Here is a 24,232-nt window from a genome sequence, read left to right as displayed (position 1 = left end):
CCGGCCCGGTCACGGGTAACGATCGGCCAGATTTCAACGCGCGGAGGACACCACGATCGGTGTCTCGGCGATTCCGTTGAACCGCGACGCCGTGACCGACGTGTACGCCCCCATCGTGGGACTCACCACTAAGTCCCCGACGGCCAACCTCGGCATCGGGTAGTCGGCGGCCACCACGTCGGCGCTGTCGCATGTGGGTCCGGCGAGAGTGACGGGTTCGAGCGTCGGCATCGCAACGTCGTCGCCGTCCACTTCGCTCAGCGCGAGGATCGGCGGGTGCACGTCTTCGGTCATCACGTTGGAGTAGCTGCCGTAGAGGCCGTCGTCGAGGTAGTGCCAGGTGCGCCCGGCTCGGGTGGCACTGCCGACCACGCTGCTCAGCAAGGTCATGCAGTCCGCCACGACGAACCGGCCCGGCTCCGCGAGCATCCTGAAGGGGTAGTGGTTCCCGAGCACCTCGTCGATGACGGCGCCGACCGCACCGATGGACGGCATCTCGTCCCGGTAGGAGACCGGAAACCCGCCGCCGATGTCGATGGTCGTCGCCTGCACTCCCAGGGTTCGCTCGACGTGCCTAGTCAACTCGAGCGTCGCGCGGAGGGCATCACGGTAGGGCGTCACCGACGAGCCCTGGCTGCCGACGTGATAGCTGAAGCCCGCGAACCGGACGCCCGCGGCGAGAACGTCCTTGACGAGCAGTTCCGCGTCCGTGGGATCGGTGCCGAATTTGGTCGACAGATCGGACTTGGCCGACGGGTTCGGGAACGCCAGCCGAACCAGGATCTCGATCTCGGGGTCCCTGCCGACGAACTTCTGCGCCTCGATCGGGTTGTCGACGACGAACGTGCGGATGCCTGCGGCATGGGCGTGGTCGATGTCCGCCGGCTTCTTCACGGGATGGGTGTAGATGCAGCGGGCGGCGGGCACCCCCAGACTCCCGAGGAGATCGACCTCGGCGCCGGTCGCCACGTCGAAGCCGCTGCCACTGGCCGCAAGGACCGTCAGTACCGCGGGGTGCGGAAGCGCCTTCACCGCGTAGTGCAGCCGGAAGCCGCGGAGGTGCTCGGTGAGCAGCGAGTACTGCGCGGCCACCCGGTACGGATCGAGGACCAACAGTGGGGTGCCGTACGCCGCGACCAGCTCGCGCCAGTGCCCGGCGCGACCCCGGAGCTCCCTACGCAGCTGCGACCGACGCTGCGGGTTCATGGCGCACCGCCTCGGATCGGCGAACCACCAGCAGTCCGGTGAACCGTTCGTAGCTGAAGATGGCCAGCACGTAGAAGCCGACGTCGGCGACCAGCTTGGCGAAGATCCAGCCTGCGGCCAGGCCGCCGAACAGGATCGGTCCGAAGTAGAACGCCAGCGGCCGGATGATCAGGCTGTCGATGACCTCGGCCGGGCCGAACTCGATTGCGATGCTGCGCAGCGCTCGGCCGTTCGCGACCATCCCGCGCCGAAGTCGGGACGACGACGGCTGTGCTCGGTATGCGGTGCGCACGGCCGTCGAGTACGCCGCGGCGTAGTAGCCGACGGAGGCTCCGACGGTCGCGACGACGGCTGCCGCTGCGACCGACCCGGTGGCAGCGTAGGCGATTGCCGCACCGCCCATTTCGCATGTGGTGCCGGCGATTTCGCAAGGAAGGTAGCGCCGTGCCCATTCTCGTATCTTGGTGGCGATCGAGCGGTTGGAGTTCATGTGAGGAAACTCTTGCGGCGCGCGTCCTCAGGGGCGCGAGTAGGGAACTACCCGAATCGCCGAAGGCCTTCTACGTGAGCCACCTTGCGCTCAGGGACTAGAACACGTTCTAATTCTGCCCATGGACTATGGGCTCGTTCTCTTCACCAGCGATCGCGGGATAGCTCCGGCGGCCGCGGCCAAACTCGCCGACGACCACGGCTTCCACACGTTCTACGTGCCCGAGCACACCCACATCCCGATCAAACGGGAGGCCGCGCACCCCACCACGGGAGACGAGTCGCTGCCCGACGACCGCTACATGCGCACCCTCGACCCGTGGGTCAGCCTGGCCACCGCGGCCGCCGTGACGACGAAGGTGCGGCTGTCGACAGCGGTGGCACTGCCCGTCGAGCACGATTGCATCACCCTCGCCAAGTCCATCGCCACCCTCGACCACCTCTCCGGCGGCCGCGTGAGCCTCGGTGTCGGATTCGGTTGGAACACAGACGAACTCGCCGACCACAACGTGCCGCCGGGACGGCGTCGCACCATGTTGCGCGAATACCTGGAGGCCATGCGGGCCCTGTGGACGCAGGAAGAAGCCGAATTCGACGGTGAGTTCGTCAAGTTCGGCCCGAGTTGGGCCTGGCCCAAGCCCGTTCAGTCGCACATCCCCGTCCTCGTCGGGGCCGCGGGCACCGAGAAGAACTTCAAGTGGATCGCCAAGTCGGCCGACGGCTGGATCACCACGCCACGGGACTTCGACATCGACGCGCCGGTGAAGCTGCTGCAGGACACCTGGGCCGCCGCCGACCGCGACGGTGCGCCGCAGATCGTCGCGCTCGACTTCAAGCCCGACCCCGACAAGTTGGCCCGGTGGGCCGATCTCGGCGTCACCGAAGTGCTCTTCGGGTTGCCGGACAAGTCCGAATCCGAGGTCGCCGGTTACGTGGAGAGGTTGGCTGGCAAGGTCGCTGCGCTGGTCTGATTTGGTGCGCTTCCGGCGGTACCGGGGGCAGTACCGTGGTGACCGTGACGGGTCCGCTGAAGGTCGACACCGCGGCACTGGAAGCCGTTGCGCGTGAACTGAGCGAGTTGAGCGATCAGCTGACCAGCGGCGGCGTCACCCACGAGTGGCAGCCGCCCGTGGCACAACCCAGCGGCCCGGCGGCGGTCGGCGTCACCGCGGCAGCGAACCACGTCGTCGGCGAGGCGTCGGCGAACCTCTTGCTGTTCGCCGACGACGTCGCCCGGGCTGCGCGGTACTACGCCTCGAGGGACGCCGAAGATGCCGATCAGATCGACACGACCATGCAGCCGCCGAGGTAGCGATGGTCGAGACACCCACCCGGTCGCGTGTCGAGGGGTGGTCGAGCGGACATCTTCGACAGGCTGCCATGGGCTGGCAGCGCCAAGCCGACCTCACCGACCAGACGTACACGCGGGCACAACACGCCGTCGACTCCGTGCCGTGGAGCGGTGCGGGTGCCGAGGGGGCCAGGGTCAAGCTCGCCGAGAACCTGGCCAAGGTCCGTGGCGCTCTCGCGCTGCTGGAACGGGCCGGGCGGATCGCCACGGCCGGGGCCGACGTGATCGACGCCGCCAAGCGCGCCGCGGTCGGCGCGATCCAGAACGCCGTCAGCCAGTTCTTCGAGGTCAGCGAGAACCTGTCGGTGACCGACCGCATGCCCGTATTCTTCAGTGCCGCATTGGCATTGGTACGCAAGATCGCCGCGGCACACATGCAGGCCGACATCCGCGCAAAGGCCATGATGCTCGCGCTGGCCGACGAGGACGTCGCCCGCCAACTCGACGCCGTTGCCGAGGCCATGCAGACCTTCGACCTCGAAGGCGGCCAAGGTGGAGCGCCCAAGCCGGGTGACCCGCAGATCCTGGGGGGTCCCACGCCGCTGACGCCCGACGGCACGCAGGGCGACCTGAACTCGACGATTCCCGGCACCGGAATCGAGATCAGCGGCGACGGCCGAACCAACTATCCGACACTGAACGGCGAACGCAATCCGCTCGAGGTTCCTGGTGGTCGGCCACTGCCCACCGGCACCATCGTCGGGCCCGACGGAAAGCAGTACGCGTTGTACGGCGAGGTTCCGTACAAGTTGCCGAATGGCGACCTGAATCCCGACTACGCCACGCCGGACACCACGGTCGTCGACCTGAACGACCCCTCGAAGCGCATCGGTGTCCTGCCGGGGATCTCCCAGGCCAGCGGCGTGTACGACCCGGCGACCAACCGGATGGTCATCGTCGGCAACGACGGACCCAACGACCGCACCAGACGGCTGTACATGTCCGACCCCATCGATCCCAAGAACCCCAACGGCTGGATGCAGACGCTCAAACCCCAGGGTGAGATCAAGGGGTTGCCCGGCGATCGGGAGAGTCAGATCGTCGCACTCAAGGGCGGCGGATTCATGCTCGTCGGCTCGGACAACTTCGACCCCACCGTGCCAGGGGACCAACCCATGGGCGTCGTCACGGCGTCCACGCCGGAGGGCCTGCTGACTGCGAAGGCGACTCCGTTGTTTCCGGGCCCGGGTGCCTGGCCAGGCGGCGCCCCACCATATGGCCCGACCATCGTCGACACCATCTACGACCCGGTAACCGGCAAGGAGACCGTCCAACTGCGAGTCAGCACCTGGGAGCGACCTCCGGGGTGGGTTCCAACACCTGGCCAGCCGGACATGCCGTACAACCCAAAGACCTACCAAACCAACATCACCGTCGCGCATTGACAGACTGGGGCGAACACCTTGAGCAGCAAGATCTTCTGGCCCAGTGTGATGGTCACGCTGGCCACGTTTGGCGTCCTGACGGCCCGCCCGGCCGCCGCCGATCCTCCCGGCTTCCCCGATGTGAGTCAGTTCGCCGAGACCGACCCGGGGCAGTTCGTACGCCCCTTCTCCCATGCCGAACGCTGGACGAACGGCTATCTGTTCTTTCGCACGACCGACGGAATCAGCTGCGCGATCGGCGGATCGTCATGGTGCACGGGCGACTTTCCGGGCCTTTCAGACCGACCCGGGACATGCGACAACGTGCAGAACGGCGGCGGTAATGCGGCGCAGCCGTTCGTATTCCAGTCCGAGGACGGATCGTGCGTTCCAAGTTCCGACCCGGTTCTCGGAGCCGGACAAAAGGTCACCAACGCTGCCTTCGGGATCACCTGCGTCGCGGGACAGGATCGATTGACAGCCTGCGTCGACATGCGCAACCGCCACGGCTTCGTACTGCGGCCGTCCGGCAGCTGGGTCTTCTGATGCGGGTGCACTGGATCGCCGTCGGGGCATTCACGCTCGCCGCGTGCTCGCCAACACCCAAGATCGCTTCCCCACCCTCGAATTTCCCAGATCTCAGCGCGTTCACCGCCGTCGACCCCGGCGATTACGACGACCTCGGGGACACGAATTTCCTGAGCCCGGATCAACAGATCGACTGCGTGCTCGACTGGGGTGCGCACGAATCGGTCATCTGTCACGGCTTTCCTGGCGTGCCCAATTCGATTGGGGGGTCGGGATGCCCGACGGTCCGCAAGGCGGACGAGTCGGGTGGAGACGTGCCGTACGCAATCGTCCGGTCGGCCAGCCGGTGTGTCACCGCGCGGTCGGTCAAACCGATGAACGCGGGCAGCAAGCTCGTGGGCAAGAACGCCACCTGTGTCGCCGGAAGGGACCAACTGGTCGCGTGCATCGACGCCGACCACCGACACGGCTTCGTGCTGCAGCCGTCGGGCAGCTGGGCCTTCTGACGGTCCGCAGCCGCTTGCTCAGAGGCTTCCCAGCCACAGCGGGCATCCTGGTGACATGGCAGAGCCCACCCCCGTCTTCACCGACCGTCGCCGCGCCGAGTCGTTCGGCTCGGTGGCCGACGAGTACGACCGCCATCGCCCGCGGTATCCGCAGGCGTTGATCGAGCGGCTGGTGACGGCGCCCGGCCTGACCGTTCTCGACGTGGGGGCAGGCACCGGCATCCTGTCGGCTCAACTCATGAGCGCCGGGGCCGACGTACTGGCCGTCGAACCGGACGAGCAGATGGCGGCACGGTGCCTCGCGAAGGGAATTCCGTTCGAGCGCAGCACTTTCGAACAGTGGCAGCCCCGTGACCGCACGTTCGACCTCGTCACCTTCGGGCAGTCGTTCCACTGGGTGGACCCCGACGTCGCCCTGCCGAAGCTGGCGTCGCTGCTCACCGCCGGCGGCCGGCTGGCGTTGATGTGGAACCGCATCATGCCGAGCGACTCGACACGGCGCGGACTCGAACGGATCTCCGCCGAGTACGGCGTCACCACGCCCGCGTCGACGTCGGCGAACAACGCCGAGACCGCGCTGCACGCGATGCTGCGCCGAGGCGAGTTCGCGGTCGAGCGCGTCGAGGTCGGCGAAGAGCTGCACTACTCGACCGAAGACTGGCTGAGCCTCGTCTTCACCCACTCCAACCACGTCGTGCTGGCACCGGCCGCGAAGACCGCACTACGCGAACGCCTGCGAGACGTGCTCGGCAACGAGGGGGTCAGTGCGACCAATGACGCACTGGCGCTGATCTGTACGCGATCGGATGTCACGCTAGCGTCGCGCGGTTGACCCCGTCCTCGGTCGAGGTGACGGTGATCGCGGCGCCGAGCGGGTCTCCCCCGGTCATCAACGCCACCAGATCGTCGTCCTCGGTGAGCGCCATGAACCGGCTGCCGTCCGCGGCGAGCCGCCCGATGATGACGCCCGTCGTGACCGGCCAGTCGTAGCGCACCGAGTAGGTCTCGATCGTTCCGAGTCCGTCGGCGGTGCGAGTGACCGGCACCTTCGGCAGCGCCGCGATGTCGCCCTGCAGCGCCTTGCCGCGGTCGGGCTCCCAGTCGGCGGGCGCGGTGGAGTACACCCCGGCCGAATACTTGCTCATGACACCACCATTGGCGCCGACGAGCCCGAACGTTCCCGGCCTCTCGCGCATCTCGGCGACGGTCTCGGCGATGCCGTGCAGCGAGTAGCTGTTTCCCGGCCCGCCGAAGTACGGCAGACCGCCGGTGAGCGTGAGCCCCCGCGGGTCGTCGTCGGCGAGTCCGAACTCGTCGCACACCGCGAACACCGGGAACGGAAAGCAGCTGTAGAGGTCGAACGTCGCCACGTCGTCGATCCCGATGCCGGCACCCCGAAGCGCTTCCGACACAGCTTGTTTCGCCGCGTGGCTGACACCGAGGTCGGCCCGGTCCAGCAGGTCCTGCTCGGTCTGGTCGGCGTGCCCGCGCAGGTAGACCCACTTCTCCTCTGGCACTCCGAGGCGACGGGCGGCGGCCACCGACATCACCAGCGCGGCGGCGCCCTGGTTGACGGTGTCGCGGGCCACCAGCAGTCGCGGATACGGGTCGCAGATCATCCGGTTCTCGTCGGTCACGGTCTCGATCTCGTCGACCGACCGCTCCACCGGGGACGACGAAAACGGTTTCTTGGCAGCGACTTTCGAGAAGGGCGCGAACAGCTCCGCCATCCGGCGGCGGTAATCCCCGACGTCGAGGCCCAACCGGGCACGCCGCGCGTTGTCGAGCAGTCCGTACTGCACGGGCGCGCCGGTCAGCCCGTGTGTGGCGGTGTACTCGCTCGTGTACTGCTCGAAGCCGAAGCCGCGGTCCTCGAGTTGACCGCCGACGGTCTCGCCGTGATCGGGTTTGTGGTCGCGATCGGCGAAGGTCTTCAGCGTCGAGCCGTTCTCCGAGCCGAGGATCAGCACCACCTCGTGGTCACCGGCGGCGATCGCGGCGGCGAACTCCGTCATCAGCTTCTGCGGTCCGTTGCCGCCGATCGGCTCCAGGATGGCCCGCGCCGGATCGGCGCCGACGCGCTGCGCCACCGAACGCACGTAGTTGTCCGATGCGCCAAGGGGCGGGTCGCCGAAGGGTGTGCAGATCTCGAATTGCCGCAACCCGGCGAACACCTCGACCGCCTGCGCGACGGCGGCCACGTCGGCACCGGTGTCGGCGAGGGCCGCCCGTACCGCCTCGGTGGCGAGGTCGACCGACGACATGCCGCGATAGTCGGGGGTGCCGATGCGTTCGGTGAACTGACCGACGCCGACGACGACCGGGGTATGGGGATCTACCTGCATAGTTCGTCAGGCTAACTGAAACTGGAACGTGTTCCAACTCCGCGCGCCTCGACCACCCACCCTCGCGAGCAGACGCTAAGGGCCCTCGATCACGCGGATCGAGGGCCCTTTGCGTCTGTTCGCGGAGGAACTTACAGGCTTTCGAGGATCTCCCTGGCCAGCTTGGCGGTCTCCGACGGCGTCTTGCCGACCTTGACGCCCGCGGCCTCCAGGGCCACCTTCTTGCCGTCGGCGGTACCGGCACCGTCGGAGACGATGGCGCCGGCGTGGCCCATCGTCTTGCCCTCGGGCGCGGTGAAGCCCGCGACGTAGCCGACGACCGGCTTGGAGACGTTGGCCTTGATGTAGTCGGCGGCCTTCTCCTCGGCGTCGCCGCCGATTTCGCCGATCATCACGATGACCTTGGTCTCGGGATCCTTCTCGAACGCCTCGATGGCGTCGATGTGGGTGGTGCCGATGACCGGGTCGCCGCCGATGCCGATGGCCGTCGAGAAGCCGAGATCGCGCAGCTCGTACATCATCTGGTAGGTGAGCGTGCCCGACTTCGACACCAGGCCGATCGGCCCCTTGCCGGTGATGTTGTTCGGCGTGATGCCGACCAACGACTCACCGGGGGTGATGATGCCCGGACAGTTCGGGCCGATGATCCGGGTCTTCTGACCCTTCTCGACGTTGTAGGCCCACGCATAGGCGCTGTCCTGCACCGGGATTCCCTCGGTGATGACGACCAGCAGCGGGATCTCGGCGTCGATCGCCTCGATGATCGCGTCCTTGGAGAAGGCGGGCGGCACGAAGGCGATCGACACGTCCGCGCCGGTCTCCTTCATGGCCTCGGCGACGCTGCCGAACACCGGCAGCTCCAGGTCGTTGCCGTCCTTGTCCTTGTGCGAGACGGTCGTACCGGCCTTGCGCGCGTTCACGCCGCCGACCACCTGCGTGCCCGCCTTCAGCATCAGCGCGGTGTGCTTGGTGCCCTCGCCGCCGGTGATGCCCTGGACGATGACCTTGCTGTCCTTATTCAGAAAAATCGACATATCAAGCGTCCCTTACTTGTTCGCCAGCTCGGCGGCCTTGTCGGCGCCGGCGTCCATCGTGTCGGCCTGGATCACCAGCGGATGGTTCGCCTCGGCCAGAATGCGGCGACCCTCTTCGACGTTGTTGCCGTCGAGACGGACGATCAGCGGCTTGTTGGCCTCGTCGCCGAGCTTCTTCAGCGCACCGACGATGCCGTTGGCCACCGCGTCACACGCGGTGATGCCACCGAAGACGTTGACGAACACGCTCTTGACCTGACTGTCGTTGAGGATCACGTCGAGCCCGTTGGCCATCACCTCTGCCGAGGCGCCACCACCGATGTCGAGGAAGTTGGCGGGCTTCACGCCGCCGTGCTTCTCACCGGCGTACGCGACGACGTCGAGGGTCGACATGACCAGACCCGCGCCGTTGCCGATGATGCCGACCGCACCGTCGAGCTTGACGTAGTTGAGGTCGTTCTCCTTGGCCTTGAGCTCGAGGGGGTCCGTTGCGTCCTTGTCCTCGAACTCCTCGTGGCCCGGCTGACGGAAGTCGGCGTTGGCGTCGAGGGTGACCTTGCCGTCGAGGGCGAGGATCTGATCGTCCGGCGTGCGGACGAGGGGGTTCACCTCGACCAGGGTGGCGTCTTCACCGACGAAGACATCCCACAGCTTCTGGATGGTCACCGCGGCGGCGTCCAGCACCTCGGCGGGCAGGTGGCCCTGCTCGGCGATCGAGCGGGCGAAGGCGAGGTCGACGCCCTTGACGGCGTCAACGGGGACCTTGGCGAGCCGCTCGGGCTTCGTCGCGGCCACTTCCTCGATCTCCACGCCACCTTCTACGGAGCACATGGCGAGGTACGTGCGGTTCGAGCGGTCCAGCAGGAAGGAGATGTAGTACTCCTCCGCGATGTCGCTGGCCTCGGCGACGAGCAGCTTCTTGACGACGTGACCCTTGATGTCCAGGCCGAGGATGTTCTGCGCGTGGGTGAAGGCGTCATCGGGAGTGGCCGCGTACTTGACGCCGCCGGCCTTGCCTCGACCGCCGACCTTGACCTGGGCCTTCACCATCACTGGCTTGCCGATTTCCTCGGCGATCGCCTTGGCGTCCTCAGCCGTGTCGGTTACCCGACCCGGGGTGGTTGGGACGTTGTGCTTGGCGAACAGCTCCTTCGCCTGGTATTCGAAGAGATCCATGGGCTCACCGTCTGTCTGCTTTGACTGATTGGTTGTTTACCTACGTTTCGGCCAGAATGGCTCGGAAGGAACTTTATCCACACACCCCAATGTGATCCGCACCCCGGCCCGCCCATGTGGTACATCTCACCGGGACCCTTGTAGTGATACAAGTCACAATATCCGGCGGAATATGGCCACGGGTTGCCACCAACATTGGATTTTGGTTAACGTGCCTCTGGTCTAAGTCACGGAACGGTCACGGCGCGAAGGACATTTGGGTTGGCTGAGCAAGGTTCATCACGGGCACCTCGTGAGACCTCGACGACCCACTATGACGCCACCACCACCGACATCATCCCGTTCAACGAGTTCGGCGATCTCGACGACTTGGACTTCAGCAACGCTGGCGCATTCGATCGCGAGTCACGGGTGATTCGCGCCCCCGAGCTCGACGACCTACACGACACCGACGACCTGACGCCGCTGCGGCTTGCCGTCCCCGCCCAGTTCCGTCCCCGCTCCGGTGACGAGCGCCGGTCCACCCACGCCTACCGCGACAGCTACACCGATGTCAGCGACGGCATGGAGAACACCGACGTCATCGACATGTCGAGCCGCCGCGGCCTGCACCGCAAGGTCGGCGAAGGCCACGTCAAGGCTCGGCTCGTCGCCGCCGCGATGGCTGCGGGCGCCACCGCCGCTGCCGCCTACTCGGTGGTCAACGCCTCCGACAAGGCCCCCGTCGACCAGATGGTCGCCGCGGGACCCAACGCCTTCGTCGACGGCGCCGCGATCACCGGCTCGTCGGATGGCATGCAGATCGTGACCGTCGCGCCAGTGGCCAGCGAGGCCGTACACAGCCAAGAACTCGCCAACGGTGCCGCCTTCGCCGCCGAGCGCGCCGAGCGCGAGGCGCGGCTCTCCAGGCCCATGTACGTCATGCCTGCCCGCGGGGTGTGGACGTCCGGCTTCGGGTACCGCTGGGGCGTCCTGCACGCAGGCATCGACATCGCCAACTCGATCGGAACGCCCATCGTGGCCGCCGCGGACGGCGTCGTCACCGACGCCGGGCTCACCGCCGGCTACGGCGCCTGGGTCAAGATCCGGCACTCCGACGGCACCGTCACCCTGTACGGCCACGTCAACACCTGGCTCGTCACCCCAGGCGAGCGAGTCATGGCGGGCGACCAGATCGCCACCATCGGCAACCGCGGTCAGTCCACGGGACCGCACCTGCACTTCTCGGTCCTGAAGAACGGCACCGACTTCGTCGACCCCGTGCCGTGGCTCGCCGCGAAGGGTCTGAGCCCCGGCAACTACGTCGGCTGACCGGTGACCTCCGGCGGACCCCCATCCGAGGAAACCCGCATCATCCGGCGGCAGCCAGAGGCTGCCCCACCACCATCTCCTGAGTTCTCAGAGCAGCACACCGGCATCATCCGGAGGAGCCCCACGGGCGCCTTTCCCACAGCCCCCGAGCCACAGACCAGCTTCATCCCGCAGGCCGCGCCGCCACCCCTGCCGCGTCAGCAACCGCCCGTCACCCGTCAGAGCCCTCTCGCGGCGTCTGCCACCGCGACGGTCAGCATCATCAGCGGCTGGGCGACGGCCGTCATCGCCACCTCGCTCATCAGCGGCTGGTGGGGCACCGACGAATTGTTTTGCATCGCAATAGGTTTCCTCACCGCCGTGTCGGCTGCGGCGACCATTGGAGGGCTGATCTCACTGCTGCTGCGCCAACGCATCGGCCGATTGCTGATCGTCGTCGGCTCCGTCGTCGCCCTGATGATCTTCGCAGGCCTCTTCGTCGCAGGCGCCGACCTGCCCCAGCTCGTATACGGCATCCCGATACTTCCCGTCGCCGCGATCACCCTTGCGCTGCTGCCCGCCACGGGCCGCTGGTGCCGCTGAGTCGGTTACAGCTTCTGAATCGGCGCGTGGTTGTGCATCAGCTTTACCCGACCCGCGCTGCCGAAGTCGATGAGCGACATCGCGGACTCACCCATGCCGGAGACCTCTTCCACCCGGCCAAGACCGTACTTGTCGTGCGTGACCCGATCACCGGGCTCCAGCGTGATCGCCGGCCGGTTGCGGGCACCAGACGTGCGGGCGGGCGCGGGCCGCGGCGTGCCGAATCGTCCTGCGCCACTGGCGGGTACGCCGAACGACGACTGCGGCGCCTCGACTCGACGCCAGTCGATGAGCTCCTGTGGAATCTCGCGAAGGAACCGCGATTCGGGGTTGAGCATCGGCTGACCCCATGACGACCGCACCTTCGCGCGGCTCAGGTACAACCGTTGTCTGGCGCGGGTGATGCCGACGTAGGCGAGGCGTCGCTCCTCGGACAGCTCCATCGGATCGCCCAGGGCACGCATGTGCGGGAACATGCCGTCCTCCCAGCCGGTGACGAACACCATTGGGAACTCCAGGCCCTTGGCCGTGTGCAACGTCATCATCGTCACGACGCCTGACCCCTCGTCGGGGATGCCGTCCGCGTCGGCGACCAGCGACACCCGCTCCAGGAATTGAGCCAGCACCCCGGTGTCCGGCACGTCCTCGTCCTGAAGCTCGGGATCCTCTTCGCGCAGCGCGGCGGCGTTGGCCGCGTCGATGCTGTATTCGTGTGCGACGCTGACGAGTTCGTTGAGGTTGTCGAGCCGCGCCTGGTCCTGAGGATCGTTCGACGCCTCGAGCTCGCGGCGATATCCCGTGCGTTCGAGGACGGCCTCGACGAGGTTGCCCAGCTCGTCGTCGAGCAACCCGCGCAGCTCGTCGAGCAATCCGACGAACGCGGCGATCGCCTTCTCCGAGCGCGTGTTCAGCATCGGCACCCGGCCTTCGGCAGCGGCCTGCAGGCTGTCGTTGAACGTGCCGCCGGTGTTCTCCGCGTGAACCGCGACGCACGCCTCGGCGCGGTCGCCGATCCCGCGGCGCGGCGTGTTCAGGATGCGTCGCATGCTCACGGCGTCGCCGGGGTTGTCCAACACGCGGAGGTAGGCGACGATGTCGCGAATTTCCTTACGCTCGTAGAACCGGACGCCGCCGACCACCTTGTAGGGAATGCCGGCCCTGATGAACACGTCCTCGACGGCGCGCGACGAGTTGTTGGTGCGGTAGAACACGGCGACGTCGGAGTAGTTCACGTCACCGCGAGAGGTGAGCGCCTCGACCTCCTCGGCAATGAACCGGGCCTCGTCGTGTTCGTTGTCGGCGACGTAGCCGACGATCAGCTCGCCCTCGCCGGCGTCGGTCCACAACCGCTTCTCCCGGCGTCCCGTGTTCCGGGAGATGACGGAGTTCGCGGCCGACAGGATGTTCTGCGTCGACCGGTAGTTCTGTTCCAGCAGGATCGTCGTCGCGTTCGGGTAGTCGCGCTCGAAGTCCTCGATGTTGCGGATGGTCGCCCCGCGGAAGGCGTAGATCGACTGGTCGGCGTCACCGACGACGCACAGTTCGGCGGGCGGCACGCCGTCGGCGCCCTCCTCCAGATCATGGCCGACCAGCTCGCGCACCAGCGCGTACTGCGCATGGTTGGTGTCCTGGTACTCGTCGACCAGGATGTGCCGGAAGCGTCGCCGGTAGTACTGGGCGATCTGGGGAAACGCCTGAAGTACGGCGACCGTCTCACCGATCAGGTCGTCAAAGTCGAGCGCGTTGGCGGCTCGCAGCCGGCGCTGGTACTCGGCGTAGGCCTGGGCGACGATGCGGGCGAGGTCGTCTTCACCCTCCGTCGCCTCGAAGGCCGCCTTGTCGGGGTCGATCAGTTCGTTCTTCAGGTTGGAGATCGAGTTGGCCAACAATCGCGGCGAGTACCGCTTGGTGTCGAGCCCCATGTCCTTGGCGATCATCATCAGCAGACGGCGCGAGTCGTCGGCGTCGTAGATCGAGAAGTTCGAGTTCAGCCCGGGCAGCAGCGACGCCTGGTTGCGCAGGATCCGCACACAGGTGGAGTGGAACGTCGACACCCACATTGATCTAGCCCGGGCGCCCACCAGTTCGACCACCCGCTCCCGCATCTCGGCGGCGGCCTTGTTGGTGAAGGTGATGGCAAGCACCTGCCCGACCCCCACGTCACGGGCGGCCAGCAGGTAGGCGATGCGGCGCGTGAGCACCGCCGTCTTGCCCGACCCGGCGCCCGCGACGATCAACAGGGGCGAGCCTTCGTGCAGCACTGCCTTGCGCTGCTGGGGGTTGAGCCCGTCCAGCAGCTGATCAGTCTCAGTAGCGATCGTCATGTCGGCACTCAACTTACCGCTGACCAGAGACACCCGGCGGCAACCCGTTCTTTGCGCGGACGTAGCCCTCGGTGGCACACTCGGTGCCGTGCTAAATCAGCGTGGACGATTTACGTACGGGTACCGACCTGCGGTGCCCGTGGTCTAGCTGAATCCCTTCAGCCCCGCGGTCCGCTTCTGCGATCCGGGGCTCGTCTCTTGTGTGAGGCCGGATTGCGGATGAAACCAGAACCCACACGAGACGACGAGAAAGCGGAGTCACCACCGATGAGTACCGAAACCGAACCCACGATCGACATCGACGATCTGCGCCTTGAGATCGACCGGCTCGACGCCGAGATCCTGGCCGCGGTGCAGCGCCGTGCCGAGGTGTCGCAGATGATCGGCAAGGCCAGGATGGCCTCCGGTGGCACCCGCCTCGTGCACAGTCGCGAAATGAAGGTCATCGAGCGATACAGCTCGCTAGGTCCAGAGGGCAAGGATCTGGCCATGATCCTGCTCCGCCTTGGCCGCGGCCGCCTCGGCCACTAGGACCATCCGAATGCGTTGCGGCGCAGCAGGCTTCACCGGGCCGCCCCGAGGTTCGGGGCGGCCCGTAGCCGCTAGTTGGTCAGCGCGATGTACTTGGTCTCGAGGTATTCCTCGATGCCCTCGGAGCCACCTTCGCGGCCGAACCCGGACTGCTTGACGCCACCGAACGGCGCCGCCGGGTCGGAGATGACGCCGCGGTTGACGCCCACCATGCCGGCGTCGATCGCCTCGGCCACCCGCAGCGCGCGATCCAATCCCTGCGTGTAGATGTAGGCCGCCAGCCCGTACTCGGTGTCGTTGGCCGCTGCGATGCCCTCTTCCTCGGTGTCGAAGCCGATGACGGGCGCGACGGGTCCGAAGACCTCCTCCTTGAAGATGCGCGCCTCGGCGGGCACGCCGTCCAGCACCGTCGCCGGGTAGAAGTGGCCGGCCCCTTCTGGCTTGACTCCGCCGACGGCGACGGTGGCGCCCTTGGACACGGCATCGGACACCAGGTCCTCGACCGTCGCGATCTGCTTGGCGCTGATCAGCGGCCCCAGCGTCGAGGACTCGTCCAGCCCGTTGCCCAGCTTGAACTCGCTCATCCGCTTCACCAGCTTCTCGGTGAATTCGGCGCGCACCGCGTTGGCAACGTGGAACCGGTTGGACGCCGTGCAGGCCTCGCCGCCGTTGCGCATCTTGGCCAGCAGCGCACCCTCGACGGCCGCGTCGACGTCGGCGTCGTCGAAGACGATGAACGGCGCGTTGCCGCCCAGCTCCATCGACAGCCGCAGCAGCTTGTCGGCACTCTGCTTGACCAGGGCCTTGCCGACGCCGGTCGAGCCAGTGAACGTCAGCTTGCGCAGCCTGCCGTCGTCGATCAGCGCCGTGGTGAGGTCACCGGGCTTGCTGGTCGGCAGGATCGACAGCACGCCCTTGGGCAGGCCGGCATCGTCCATCAGCTTGGCAAGCAGCAGCATCGTCAGCGGCGTCTCCTGCGCGGGCTTGACGATCATCGTGCAGCCCGCCGCCACTGCGGGGCCGATCTTGCGGGTGGCCATGGCCAGCGGAAAGTTCCACGGCGTGATGGCGAGGCACGGGCCGACGGGCGACTTGGTCACGATGATGCGACCGGTGCCCGCCGGAGCCTTGGTGTAGCGGCCACCAATGCGGACCGCCTCCTCGGAGAACCAGCGGAAGAACTCGCTGCCGTACTTCACCTCGCCCATGCTCTCGGCGAGCACCTTGCCCATCTCCAGCGTCATCAGCGTCGCGAACTCCTCGGCGCGCGCGGTGATCGCCTCGAACACCGCGCGCAGGATTTCGCCGCGCTCCCGGGGCGCCGTGGCGGCCCACTCGCCCTGCACGGCCGCTGCCGCGTCGAGCGCCGCGATGCCGTCCGCCGGGGTGGCGTCGCCGACCGCCGTCAACACCTCGTCGGTCGCCGGGTTGAGCACGTCGAAGGTCGACGATGCCGCACGCTCCTCACCACCGATCCACAGACCGGTGGGTACGGATGACAGCAGCTTTTCGATATCCATACGTCCATCATTTACACCTTCGAAAGCGGCGTCGCACTAGGGTCGAGATATGAGTGCTGAGACCGCCCGGATTCCCGACATCACCGCCACACCGGCGTGGAACGCATTGGTTCGCCATCACCAGGAGGTCGGCGAAAGGCACCTCAGGGACTTCTTCGCCGAGGACCCCGCCCGCGGTCGGGAACTGACGCTCACCGTCGGCGATTTGTACGTCGACTACAGCAAGCACCGGGTGACCAGGGAGACGCTGAGCCTGCTCGTCGACCTGGCCAAGGCGGCCGACCTCGAGGGCAAGCGTGACGCGATGTTCACGGGCGCGCACATCAACACCTCGGAGGACCGCGCGGTGCTGCACACGGCGCTGCGGCTGCCGAAGGACGCCTCGCTGACCGTCGACGGTCAGGACGTGGTCGCCGACGTGCACGAGGTCTTGGACTCGATGGGGGCGTTCACCGACAAGCTCCGCAGCGGTGAGTGGACGGGTGCCACCGGTGAACGCATCACCACCGTCGTCAACATCGGCATCGGCGGCTCGGACCTTGGCCCGGTGATGGTCTACCAGGCACTGCGCCACTACGCCGACGCCGGCATCTCGGCCCGCTTCGTCTCCAACGTCGACCCCGCCGACCTGGTCGCCAAGCTCGACGGACTCGATCCCGCCTCGACGTTGTTCATCGTCGCGTCCAAGACGTTCTCGACGTTGGAGACGTTGACCAACGCGACGGCGGCCCGCCGCTGGCTCACCGATTCGCTTGGCGATGAGGCGGTGTCGAAGCACTTCGTCGCGGTCTCAACCAACGAGAAGTTGGTCGACGAATTCGGCATCGACACGGCCAACATGTTCGGCTTCTGGGACTGGGTGGGTGGCCGCTACTCGGTGGACTCCGCGATCGGACTTTCGGTGATGGCCGTGATCGGCAAGGAGCGTTTCGCCGAGTTCCTCGCCGGCTTCCACGTCGTCGACGAGCACTTCCGCACGACGCCGCTGGAGGCGAATGCGCCTGTGCTGCTTGGCCTCATCGGCCTGTGGTACAACGACTTCTTCGACGCCCAGGCGCGCGCGGTGCTGCCGTACTCGAACGACATGGCGCGCTTCGCGGCGTACCTGCAGCAGTTGACGATGGAGTCCAACGGCAAGTCGGTGCGGGCCGACGGCAGCCCCGTTACCACCTCGACCGGCGAAATCTATTGGGGCGAGCCGGGAACCAACGGTCAGCACGCGTTCTACCAATTGCTGCATCAAGGCACCCGGCTGATCCCCGCCGACTTCATCGGGTTCTCCCAGCCCACCGACGACCTGCCGACCCGGGACGGCACCGGCAGCATGCACGACCTGCTGATGAGCAACTTCTTCGCCCAGACCAAGGTGCTGGCGTTCGGCAAGACCGCCGAGGAGATCGCCGACGAGGGCACCAAGGCCGAGGTGGTCCCCCACAAGGTGATGCCAGGCAACCGGCCGAGCACCTCGATCCTGGCGACCAAGCTGACGCCGTCTGTGGTCGGCCAGCTGGTGGCGCTCTACGAACACCAGGTGTTCACCGAGGGCGTCGTGTGGGGCATCGACTCCTTCGACCAGTGGGGTGTGGAACTAGGTAAGACGCAGGCGAATTCACTGCTTCCGGTTCTCACCGAGGACGCCGCGCCCGCCGAGCAGTCCGACAGTTCGACCGATGCGCTGGTGCGGCACTACCGCCAGGAACGCGGCCGCAGCGCCTGACACCCCTTGCGATTAGAACTCGCGGAGGTGATCCCGCAACATCGTGGTGGTGTACTCCGACCGGGCGAGACCGCGCCGCTGGAGTTCCGGGACCAGCCCGTCCGTGATCTCGGTGACGTAGCGGCGGTTCAACCGCATCACCGGACTGGTGATGAGGAAGCCGTCACCGCCGACATCCGCCATCACGTCGCCCATCTCCTCGGCCACCTCGGCAGGGGTCCCGACGAAGGGGATGTTGCTGGACATCCCACTGCCGGTGACCAATTCGCGCAGCGTCTTGTCCTTCCCGCCCGCCACGAAACTCGCAAGGGCGCCTCGCTCGCCGTTCGTCCACAGCTCGGGCAGGGGTTCGTCCAGGTCGAACTGGGCGAAGTCGATCTCGGTGATCGACGAGATTTCGGCAAGCATGTACTCGACGTAGAGCGGATCGCTGAACCACCGCTCGCGCTTGGCGAGCGCCTCGTCGTGGGTGTCCGCGACGATCGGCGACACCAGGAAGAGCACCTTGCAGTGCGCCGGATCGCGGCCGTTGGCCGCCATCCTGGCGTGGATGTCGTCGCGGTAGGCCTTCATCTCCTCGACGCCGTTGGCGGGGGTGACGATCGTGTCCGCGTGCTTGGCAGCGAGTTCACGGCCCGGCGGCGAGGCGCCGGCCTGCGCGATCGTCGGGCGGTGTTGCGGCGACGGTGCGGTGTTCAGCGGGCCGCGAGACTTGAAGTACTTACCCTCGAAGTCGACCGTGTGGACCTTCTTGTAGTTGGCGTACGTGCCCGTCATGTGGTTGCGCTCGATCGCATCGGGTTCCCACGACTCCCACAGCTTGGTCACCAACTCCAGGTACTCGGCGGCGCGCACGTAGCGCTCGTCGTGCTCCCAGAGCTTGTCCAACCCGAAGTTCTGGGCTGACCGGTCCTCGGCGGAGGTCACCACGTTCCAGCCGAACCGGCCGCGGGCGATGTGGTCGATGGTGCTGGCAAGCCGAGCCAGCAGGAACGGCGGGTAGAAGCTCGTGGACATGGTCGGAACGACGCCGAGTCGCGTGGTGGCGTTGGCCATCAGCACCGCGAGCGGCACGGGGTCGTGTTTGGGATTCACCCCGTGCTTGAGGTCGTACTCCATGGTCCCGCCGTAGGCCGTCGACACCATCAACTTGTCCTCGAGCAGGACGTAGTCGAACTTGGCGCGCTCGAGGTCGCGCGCCACCTCGACGTAGAAGTCGCCGGTGAAGTCCCTGCCACCGTCGCCCCACGTCCCGTTCCACTCGTCGGCGACGAAGTTCAGGAACCAGCCAAGATGAAACATGGCTCAAGACAAGCGGAACCGTGTTTCCCCGTCGTGTCGCACCGGTTACGCCGCCTCGCGAATCGCGAGAGGGGCCTAAGCGAAGAACTTGGTCAGCCTCGGCGGCAACACCTTCATCACCTCGACGAGCGGCCACCACGGCCAGCCCGGCACGACGGCGCGACCCTTCTCCTTCTCGATCGCGTCGACCATGGCCTTGACGCCGGTCTCGTTGTCGACCATCAACGTCGTGGTCTTCGACTTGGCCGTCATCTCGGACTCGATGTAACCGGGCTCGAGCACGGTGATCTTGATGGGTCCCGACGGGTACTCCGCGCGCAGCGATTCACCGAGCGAGCTCACGCCCGCCTTGCTGGCGGCGTAGGCGGCCTTGACCCCTGGCACGCCCTTGTTGCCGAGCACCGACGACACCAGCACCAGGTGCCCCTCGCCAGCCGCGGTGAACATCTCCAGCGCCGTCTCGATTTGCACCAGGGCCGCAACGAGGTTGGTCTCGATGGTGGCCTTGTTGGCCCACAGCTTGCCGCCACCGAGCTGGTGCCCCTTGCCGATGCCCGCGTTGACGATGACGCAGTCGACGCCACCCAGTTCGTCGCTCAGCTCGGCGAACACCTTCGGTATCGCCTCGTGGTCGTTCACGTCGAGGGCGGCGACGGCCACCGTGATGCCGGGATGCCGCGCGGTCAGTTCTGCCTTCAGCTCCTCGAGGTTGTCGGTCCGGCGCGCACACAGCGCGAGGTCACGCCCCCTGGCGGCGAACTGGCGGGCCATCCCGGCGCCGAGGCCCGAACTGGCGCCGGTGATGAGGATCCTTTGGCGAGTCATCCGCGCAGCCTAACCAACCGGTCGGTGGGAAGCATTGCCGAGTTCTGCGCCAGGGTCGTGCTGCGCCCGAATGCGCGACCAAGGCGCAGAAGTCGCGACCACCGACCTACTTGAGCAGCTTCGACATTCGCCGGTCGGCCAGGATCTTGCCGCCGGTCTGACACGTCGGGCAGTACTGAAACGACTTGTCGGTGAACGACACCTCACGCACGGTGTCACCACAAATCGGGCACGGCATACCGGTGCGCGCATGCACGCGCAGCCCAGATCGCTTCTCGCCCTTCAGGGTTGCCGCACCTTGACCGACCGATCGGGCCACCGCGTCGGTGAGCACCGAGATCATCGCGTCGTACAGATGACCGAGTTGGGGCTCGCTGAGCCTGCTCGAGGTGGCGAACGGCGAGATCTTCGCGACGTGCAGTATCTCGTCGCTGTAGGCATTTCCGATGCCTGCGATCGTCCGCTGGTCAGTGATGACGGTCTTGATGCGCCCGCTGTTGCCCTTGAGCAGGGCGGTCAAGCCGTCCAGGCTCAACGACAGCGCGTCGGGGCCAAGGCTGGCGATCTGCGGCACCTTCATCGGGTCGTCGACGAGCCAGACGGCGAGGCGCTTCTGCGTACCGGCCTCGGTGAGGTCGAAGCCGACCCCGTCACCAAGGTGGACGCGCAGCGCGATGGGGCTCTTGCCACCCGGACGCAGCGGGACAGGCGACAGCTTGTCCGACCAGCGCAGCCAGCCGGCCCGCGACAGGTGGGTGATCAGGTGCAGGTCACCGGCCTGCAGGCCCAGATACTTGCCCCACCGGTTGGCGCCGGTGACCGTCAGCCCGTGCAGCGCGGTCGGCGGCGGATCGAAGGTCTTGAGCACGGACAGGGCCGCGACGTCCACGCGCCCCACCGTCAGGCCCGTGGCGTGGCGGCGGAGGTGGTCGGCGAGCGCTTCGACCTCGGGTAGTTCCGGCACGTTTCCAGGCTAGAGCAGATTCTCCAACCGGATGGGCAGGTCGGTGACCCGCTTGCCGGTCGCGTTGAACACCGCGTTGGCGATGGCGGCGGGGACCCCCACGATGACGACCTCGCCGAGACCCTTGACCCCGATGGGGTTGGCGATGGCGTCCTCCGTGGCCAGGAAGGTGGCGTCGAGCGCCGGCACGTCGGCGTTGACCGGCACCAGATAGTCGGACATGTTCGCATTCACGACGCGACCGTCGCGGTGGTCGAGTTCGGTTGCCTCCAGCAGCGCCATGCCGATCCCGCCGACCATGCCGCCGATCGCCTGGCTGTGTGCCAGCTTCGGGTTGACCACGCGGCCCGCGTCGTAGCAGGCGGTGACGCGACGGACGCGGACCACGCCCAGCGAATCGTCAACGGCCACTTCGGCGAACACCGCCCCGTAGGCGTACATCGAGAAGCGTTCGTCGGCGGTGTCGGGCGTCCAGGTGCCGCGCGAGTCGACGCTCGGCCAGCCGCGCCGGGCCAGCAGATCCCGATAGCTCTCGCCGCGCGACGGTTCCCTGACGACGAACATGCGTCCGTCTGAGACCGCGACGTCGGCGGGCTGCATCCCGTTCAACGGCGAACCGGGGTCGACGACGGCAAGGCGAACGATCTTGTCGCGCAACGTGTTGGCCACCGTGAACACCGCCGACCCGACGCTGGCCATGGTCCGCGAACCCGAGTGCGACGGCGCAGGAGGGTAGGCGCTGTCGCCGAGGGCGAACCGGATGCGGGCGACGGGCAGGCCCAGCGCGTCGGCGGCGACCTGCGACATGGACGTGTACGTTCCTGGTCCCATGTCGCTGGTCGCGGTCTGCACGTCGGCCGTGCCGTCGGCGTTGATCCGGGCCATCGCGTCGGATTCGCTGCGGCTGGTGTGATAGCCCGCCGCAGCCATCCCGATGCCGATCAGTTGGGAGCCCTCCCGAATCGCGCCCGGGACGGGATTGCGCCGCGCCCAACCGAATTCGTCGGCACCGCGGCGCAGGCATTCGGTGAGGCGGCGGGTGGAGAACGGCAGCCCGTCGGTCTGGTCACGGTCGGGTTCGTTGCGGATCCGCAGCTCGACGGGGTCGACGCCGATGGTGTTGGCGAGGTCGTCCATCGCCGACTCCAAGGCGAACGTTCCGGTCGTGGCTCCTGGCCCGCGCATGTAGGTCGGCTGGTTGACGTCCATCGGCACCACCCGGTAGGTGGAGCGCATGTTGGGGCTGGTGTACATGAACTTCGGCGACGCGGTCAGGCCGTCCTCGTAGGAGGCGTAGCGCGCCGTCTCCGTCCGGCCCTCGTGGACGATGGCGTCGATGCGCCCCGACCGGTCGGCCCCGATTGCCATGCGCTGCCTGCTTGTCGGGCGGTAGCCGATGCCCGCGTAGGTCTGTTCCCTGGTCAGCACCAACTTGACCGGTCTGCCAAGCTGGCGGGCGGCGAACGAGGCCAGCAGCTGGTGCGGCCAGGTCTGACCCGCACTTCCGAAGGCTCCGCCGACGAACGGGGAGATCACCCGCACGTGGTCGACGGGCACGCCGTGCGCCTCGGCGTGGGCTTCCTGGGCGCCGACGATGGACTGGGTCTTGTCCCAGACCGTCAACCGGTCCCCGTCCCACTTGGCGACGGTGGCTGGCAATTCCATCGGGTTGTGGTTGTTGCGGGCGATGGCGTACTGCCGGTCGGTGACGACGGCGGCGGCCCGCAGAGCCGCCTCGGGCTGGCCGCGGGCATAGTCGGTCTGGCGTTCCCCTGGCTCCGGAATCGCAAGTGGTGCATCGATGTCCGTATTCGACGGGCCCGGCGAGTACCGCACCCGGACCAGCGCGGCACCGTGCGTGGCAGCCTCGAGGGTGTCGCCGACCACGACGGCCACCGGTTGACCGTAGAAGGCGACGCGCCGGATGTCGTAGGGCAGGGTCACGGGACGGAAGTCGGTGAGGACGCGGATGACGCCGGGTGACCGCGGGGCCTCCCCCGCGTCGACGCCCTGCACCGCACCGGATGCGACGGTGCTGCAGACGAGGACGGCGTGGAGGAAGTCCGGCACGGGATTGTCGGCGGCGTAGTGCGCCGCGCCCGTCACCTTGAGCCGTCCGTCCACCCGCGACAGTGGCGCGCCGACCACGGGATCGGTCATCCGCTGGGGGTACGTCACGGAAGACCCGCCACCGTGGCGAGCTGGCGTTCGACGACGCGTCGCACCAGATCGACCTTGAACCCGTTGTCGGACAGCGGCTTTGCGCCGTCGGCGGCGCGGGCCGCCGCGTCGCGCCACAGACCGGGCGAGACCGGGCGTCCGACGAGGGCCCGCTCGACTGCCGGGAGCCGCCAGGGCACGGTGGCGACGCCCCCGACGGCGACCTTGGCGTCGCGCACGGTGCCGCCGGCGACGTCGAGCGCCACCGCCGCGGAGGTCACCGCGAACTCGTAGGACTGCCTGTCGCGGATCTTGAGATAGCCCGACCGGGCGGTGCTCGGACCCGTCGGCACCTCGACGGCCACGATGAGCTCGCCTGGCTTGAGGTCGTGTTCCTGATCCGGTGTCGTACCGGGCTGCCGGAAGAAGTCGGCGACGGGAACGCGTCGGTCCCCGCCCGAGTCGCGGGTCACGACGACCGCGTCGAGTGCCACCAGCGCGACCGCCAGGTCCGAGGGGTGGGTGGCGACGCACTGGTCGCTGGCGCCGAGGATGGCGTGGTTGCGGTTCAGCCCGCCGGTCGCCGCGCACCCACTGCCCGGCGTGCGCCGGTTGCAGTTGGCCGACACGTCACGGAAGTACAGGCATCGCGGGCGTTGCATGAGGTTGCCGCCGATGGACGCCATGTTGCGAAGTTGCGCTGATGCGCTGAGCTCCAACGCCTCCGAGATCACGGGAAACTGGCGACGCACCCGTTGGTCGGCGGCCAGGTCGGCCATCCGCACCAGTGAGCCGATCCGCAGGGCGCGCCCGTCGAGGTCGACGCCGCGGTAGGGCAGCGCGTTGATGTCCACCACGGAGCCGGGACGCTCGACGGTCACCCGCATCAGGTCGACGAGGGTGGTTCCGCCTGCGATGTACCGGGCGCCCGAGCGGCCCGCGGCCAGCGCCGAGGATTCGTCGGCGGCCTTGGTGAAGGTGAAGGGGTACACCGGCG

General features: G+C 67.4%; 22 protein-coding genes and 1 pseudogene. 10 read left to right on the top strand and 13 right to left on the bottom strand.

Going from position 1 to position 24,232, the window contains the following annotated elements; all coding sequences use genetic code 11:
* Positions 1 to 33: 33 nt before the first annotated feature.
* Entirely contained in the window at positions 34 to 1,206 is a 1,173-nt protein-coding gene (locus tag B1790_RS24000) for a type III PLP-dependent enzyme (RefSeq protein ID WP_079925791.1), read from the bottom strand.
* Positions 1,175 to 1,696, bottom strand: a complete 522-nt coding sequence (locus B1790_RS23995; protein ID WP_079925790.1) for a hypothetical protein — start codon at positions 1,694 to 1,696, stop codon at positions 1,175 to 1,177. Before B1790_RS23995 ends, B1790_RS24000 begins: the two co-directional genes overlap by 32 nt.
* A gap of 121 nt (positions 1,697 to 1,817) precedes the next feature.
* Between B1790_RS23995 and B1790_RS23990 the strand changes: the two genes are divergently transcribed.
* From B1790_RS23990 to B1790_RS23965, 6 genes are read left to right on the top strand one after another with little or no spacing between them, the layout of a single operon-like run.
* Positions 1,818 to 2,666, top strand: a complete 849-nt coding sequence (locus B1790_RS23990) for an LLM class F420-dependent oxidoreductase (RefSeq protein ID WP_079925789.1) — start codon at positions 1,818 to 1,820, stop codon at positions 2,664 to 2,666.
* A gap of 44 nt (positions 2,667 to 2,710) precedes the next feature.
* Positions 2,711 to 3,007 (top strand): hypothetical protein, encoded by a 297-nt coding sequence (locus B1790_RS23985; protein ID WP_142271478.1) that lies wholly within the window; start codon positions 2,711 to 2,713, stop codon positions 3,005 to 3,007.
* 2 nt (positions 3,008 to 3,009) lie between these two features.
* Positions 3,010 to 4,431, top strand: coding sequence for a hypothetical protein (locus tag B1790_RS23980; protein WP_079925787.1), 1,422 nt, complete (start codon positions 3,010 to 3,012; stop codon positions 4,429 to 4,431).
* Positions 4,432 to 4,476: 45 nt separating this feature from the next.
* The gene (locus tag B1790_RS23975; protein ID WP_142271477.1) at positions 4,477 to 4,956 is read left to right on the top strand and encodes a hypothetical protein; all 480 of its coding nucleotides are present in this window, start codon (positions 4,477 to 4,479) and stop codon (positions 4,954 to 4,956) included.
* A complete protein-coding gene (locus tag B1790_RS23970) occupies positions 4,956 to 5,444 on the top strand; it encodes a hypothetical protein (protein WP_079925785.1) in 489 nt (162 codons plus the stop codon). Before B1790_RS23975 ends, B1790_RS23970 begins: the two co-directional genes overlap by 1 nt.
* Before the next feature lie 55 nt (positions 5,445 to 5,499).
* Complete coding sequence (locus B1790_RS23965) at positions 5,500 to 6,276, top strand: class I SAM-dependent methyltransferase (RefSeq protein WP_079925784.1); 777 nt, start codon at positions 5,500 to 5,502, stop codon at positions 6,274 to 6,276.
* Here B1790_RS23965 and B1790_RS23960 read toward each other — a convergent pair.
* The 3 genes from B1790_RS23960 to sucC all read right to left on the bottom strand — a co-directional run bounded on the left by B1790_RS23960 (position 6,254) and on the right by sucC (position 9,999).
* Entirely contained in the window at positions 6,254 to 7,789 is a 1,536-nt protein-coding gene (locus tag B1790_RS23960; protein ID WP_079925783.1) for an acetyl-CoA acetyltransferase, read from the bottom strand. The genes B1790_RS23965 and B1790_RS23960 overlap by 23 nt on opposite strands.
* Positions 7,790 to 7,920: 131 nt before the next feature.
* Positions 7,921 to 8,823, bottom strand: a complete 903-nt coding sequence (gene sucD, locus B1790_RS23955; protein WP_079925782.1) for a succinate--CoA ligase subunit alpha — start codon at positions 8,821 to 8,823, stop codon at positions 7,921 to 7,923.
* 12 nt (positions 8,824 to 8,835) lie between these two features.
* On the bottom strand, positions 8,836 to 9,999 hold the full coding sequence (gene sucC / locus B1790_RS23950; RefSeq protein ID WP_079925781.1) for an ADP-forming succinate--CoA ligase subunit beta: 1,164 nt from the start codon (positions 9,997 to 9,999) through the stop codon (positions 8,836 to 8,838).
* 261 nt (positions 10,000 to 10,260) lie between these two features.
* On the opposite strand from sucC, the gene B1790_RS23945 reads away from it, so the two are divergent.
* Together B1790_RS23945 and B1790_RS23940 are read left to right on the top strand one after the other, a co-directional pair.
* Positions 10,261 to 11,310: a M23 family metallopeptidase gene (locus B1790_RS23945; protein WP_079925780.1), complete on the top strand. Its 1,050-nt coding sequence runs from the start codon at positions 10,261 to 10,263 to the stop codon at positions 11,308 to 11,310.
* A gap of 3 nt (positions 11,311 to 11,313) precedes the next feature.
* Positions 11,314 to 11,892, top strand: coding sequence for a hypothetical protein (locus tag B1790_RS23940; protein WP_079925779.1), 579 nt, complete (start codon positions 11,314 to 11,316; stop codon positions 11,890 to 11,892).
* Between the two features lie 5 nt (positions 11,893 to 11,897).
* Here the strand turns inward: B1790_RS23940 and pcrA are convergent, their stop codons facing one another.
* The gene (gene pcrA / locus B1790_RS23935; RefSeq protein ID WP_142271476.1) at positions 11,898 to 14,216 is read right to left on the bottom strand and encodes a DNA helicase PcrA; all 2,319 of its coding nucleotides are present in this window, start codon (positions 14,214 to 14,216) and stop codon (positions 11,898 to 11,900) included.
* A 219-nt stretch (positions 14,217 to 14,435) separates the two neighbouring features.
* Between pcrA and B1790_RS23930 the strand changes: the two genes are divergently transcribed.
* Entirely contained in the window at positions 14,436 to 14,747 is a 312-nt protein-coding gene (locus tag B1790_RS23930; RefSeq protein ID WP_079925778.1) for a chorismate mutase, read from the top strand.
* Between the two features lie 71 nt (positions 14,748 to 14,818).
* Here B1790_RS23930 and B1790_RS23925 read toward each other — a convergent pair whose 3' ends face one another.
* Positions 14,819 to 16,267, bottom strand: coding sequence for an NAD-dependent succinate-semialdehyde dehydrogenase (locus B1790_RS23925; RefSeq protein ID WP_079925777.1), 1,449 nt, complete (start codon positions 16,265 to 16,267; stop codon positions 14,819 to 14,821).
* Positions 16,268 to 16,316: 49 nt separating this feature from the next.
* On the opposite strand from B1790_RS23925, the gene pgi reads away from it, so the two are divergent.
* Positions 16,317 to 17,984, top strand: a complete 1,668-nt coding sequence (pgi, locus tag B1790_RS23920; RefSeq protein ID WP_079925776.1) for a glucose-6-phosphate isomerase — start codon at positions 16,317 to 16,319, stop codon at positions 17,982 to 17,984.
* A gap of 12 nt (positions 17,985 to 17,996) precedes the next feature.
* Here the strand turns inward: pgi and B1790_RS23915 are convergent, their stop codons facing one another.
* From B1790_RS23915 to B1790_RS23895, 6 genes and pseudogenes are all read right to left on the bottom strand, one after another.
* Complete coding sequence (locus tag B1790_RS23915; RefSeq protein WP_079925775.1) at positions 17,997 to 19,286, bottom strand: NtaA/DmoA family FMN-dependent monooxygenase; 1,290 nt, start codon at positions 19,284 to 19,286, stop codon at positions 17,997 to 17,999.
* A 75-nt stretch (positions 19,287 to 19,361) separates the two neighbouring features.
* Positions 19,362 to 20,111, bottom strand: coding sequence for an SDR family oxidoreductase (locus tag B1790_RS23910; protein WP_079925774.1), 750 nt, complete (start codon positions 20,109 to 20,111; stop codon positions 19,362 to 19,364).
* Positions 20,112 to 20,217: 106 nt separating this feature from the next.
* The gene (locus tag B1790_RS35425) at positions 20,218 to 20,691 is read right to left on the bottom strand and encodes a hypothetical protein (protein ID WP_233165296.1); all 474 of its coding nucleotides are present in this window, start codon (positions 20,689 to 20,691) and stop codon (positions 20,218 to 20,220) included.
* Between the two features lie 141 nt (positions 20,692 to 20,832).
* A pseudogene (locus B1790_RS35420) lies at positions 20,833 to 21,075 on the bottom strand (DNA-formamidopyrimidine glycosylase family protein); the annotation flags it as partial.
* A 9-nt stretch (positions 21,076 to 21,084) separates the two neighbouring features.
* On the bottom strand, positions 21,085 to 23,253 hold the full coding sequence (locus B1790_RS23900; protein WP_369832416.1) for a xanthine dehydrogenase family protein molybdopterin-binding subunit: 2,169 nt from the start codon (positions 23,251 to 23,253) through the stop codon (positions 21,085 to 21,087).
* Positions 23,250 to 24,227 (bottom strand): xanthine dehydrogenase family protein subunit M, encoded by a 978-nt coding sequence (locus tag B1790_RS23895; protein ID WP_079925772.1) that lies wholly within the window; start codon positions 24,225 to 24,227, stop codon positions 23,250 to 23,252. The genes B1790_RS23900 and B1790_RS23895 overlap by 4 nt, the downstream gene beginning before the upstream one ends.
* Between the last annotated feature and the right edge of the window lie 5 nt (positions 24,228 to 24,232).

This window comes from Mycobacterium sp. AT1 (genome assembly GCF_002043095.1).
Lineage (GTDB): Bacteria > Actinomycetota > Actinomycetes > Mycobacteriales > Mycobacteriaceae > Mycobacterium.
The sequence above is the reverse complement of the archived record's forward strand: the minus strand, read 5'-3'. Positions and strand labels throughout refer to the sequence as shown.

What these genes read in the sequence shown, in the direction of transcription:
- B1790_RS23995 (WP_079925790.1), bottom strand. Translation starts at nt 1,696, where the DNA reads ATGAACTCCAACCGCTCGATCGCCACCAAGATACGAGAATGGGCACGG.
- B1790_RS23910 (WP_079925774.1), bottom strand. Translation starts at nt 20,111, where the DNA reads ATGACTCGCCAAAGGATCCTCATCACCGGCGCCAGTTCGGGCCTCGGC.
- B1790_RS23970 (WP_079925785.1), top strand. Translation starts at nt 4,956, where the DNA reads ATGCGGGTGCACTGGATCGCCGTCGGGGCATTCACGCTCGCCGCGTGC.
- B1790_RS23980 (WP_079925787.1), top strand. Translation starts at nt 3,010, where the DNA reads ATGGTCGAGACACCCACCCGGTCGCGTGTCGAGGGGTGGTCGAGCGGA.
- sucC (WP_079925781.1), bottom strand. Translation starts at nt 9,999, where the DNA reads ATGGATCTCTTCGAATACCAGGCGAAGGAGCTGTTCGCCAAGCACAAC.
- B1790_RS23925 (WP_079925777.1), bottom strand. Translation starts at nt 16,267, where the DNA reads ATGGATATCGAAAAGCTGCTGTCATCCGTACCCACCGGTCTGTGGATC.
- sucD (WP_079925782.1), bottom strand. Translation starts at nt 8,823, where the DNA reads ATGTCGATTTTTCTGAATAAGGACAGCAAGGTCATCGTCCAGGGCATC.
- pgi (WP_079925776.1), top strand. Translation starts at nt 16,317, where the DNA reads ATGAGTGCTGAGACCGCCCGGATTCCCGACATCACCGCCACACCGGCG.
- B1790_RS35425 (WP_233165296.1), bottom strand. Translation starts at nt 20,691, where the DNA reads ATGAAGGTGCCGCAGATCGCCAGCCTTGGCCCCGACGCGCTGTCGTTG.
- B1790_RS23990 (WP_079925789.1), top strand. Translation starts at nt 1,818, where the DNA reads ATGGACTATGGGCTCGTTCTCTTCACCAGCGATCGCGGGATAGCTCCG.
- B1790_RS23930 (WP_079925778.1), top strand. Translation starts at nt 14,436, where the DNA reads ATGAAACCAGAACCCACACGAGACGACGAGAAAGCGGAGTCACCACCG.
- B1790_RS23960 (WP_079925783.1), bottom strand. Translation starts at nt 7,789, where the DNA reads ATGCAGGTAGATCCCCATACCCCGGTCGTCGTCGGCGTCGGTCAGTTC.
- B1790_RS24000 (WP_079925791.1), bottom strand. Translation starts at nt 1,206, where the DNA reads ATGAACCCGCAGCGTCGGTCGCAGCTGCGTAGGGAGCTCCGGGGTCGC.
- pcrA (WP_142271476.1), bottom strand. Translation starts at nt 14,216, where the DNA reads ATGACGATCGCTACTGAGACTGATCAGCTGCTGGACGGGCTCAACCCC.
- B1790_RS23965 (WP_079925784.1), top strand. Translation starts at nt 5,500, where the DNA reads ATGGCAGAGCCCACCCCCGTCTTCACCGACCGTCGCCGCGCCGAGTCG.
- B1790_RS23915 (WP_079925775.1), bottom strand. Translation starts at nt 19,286, where the DNA reads ATGTTTCATCTTGGCTGGTTCCTGAACTTCGTCGCCGACGAGTGGAAC.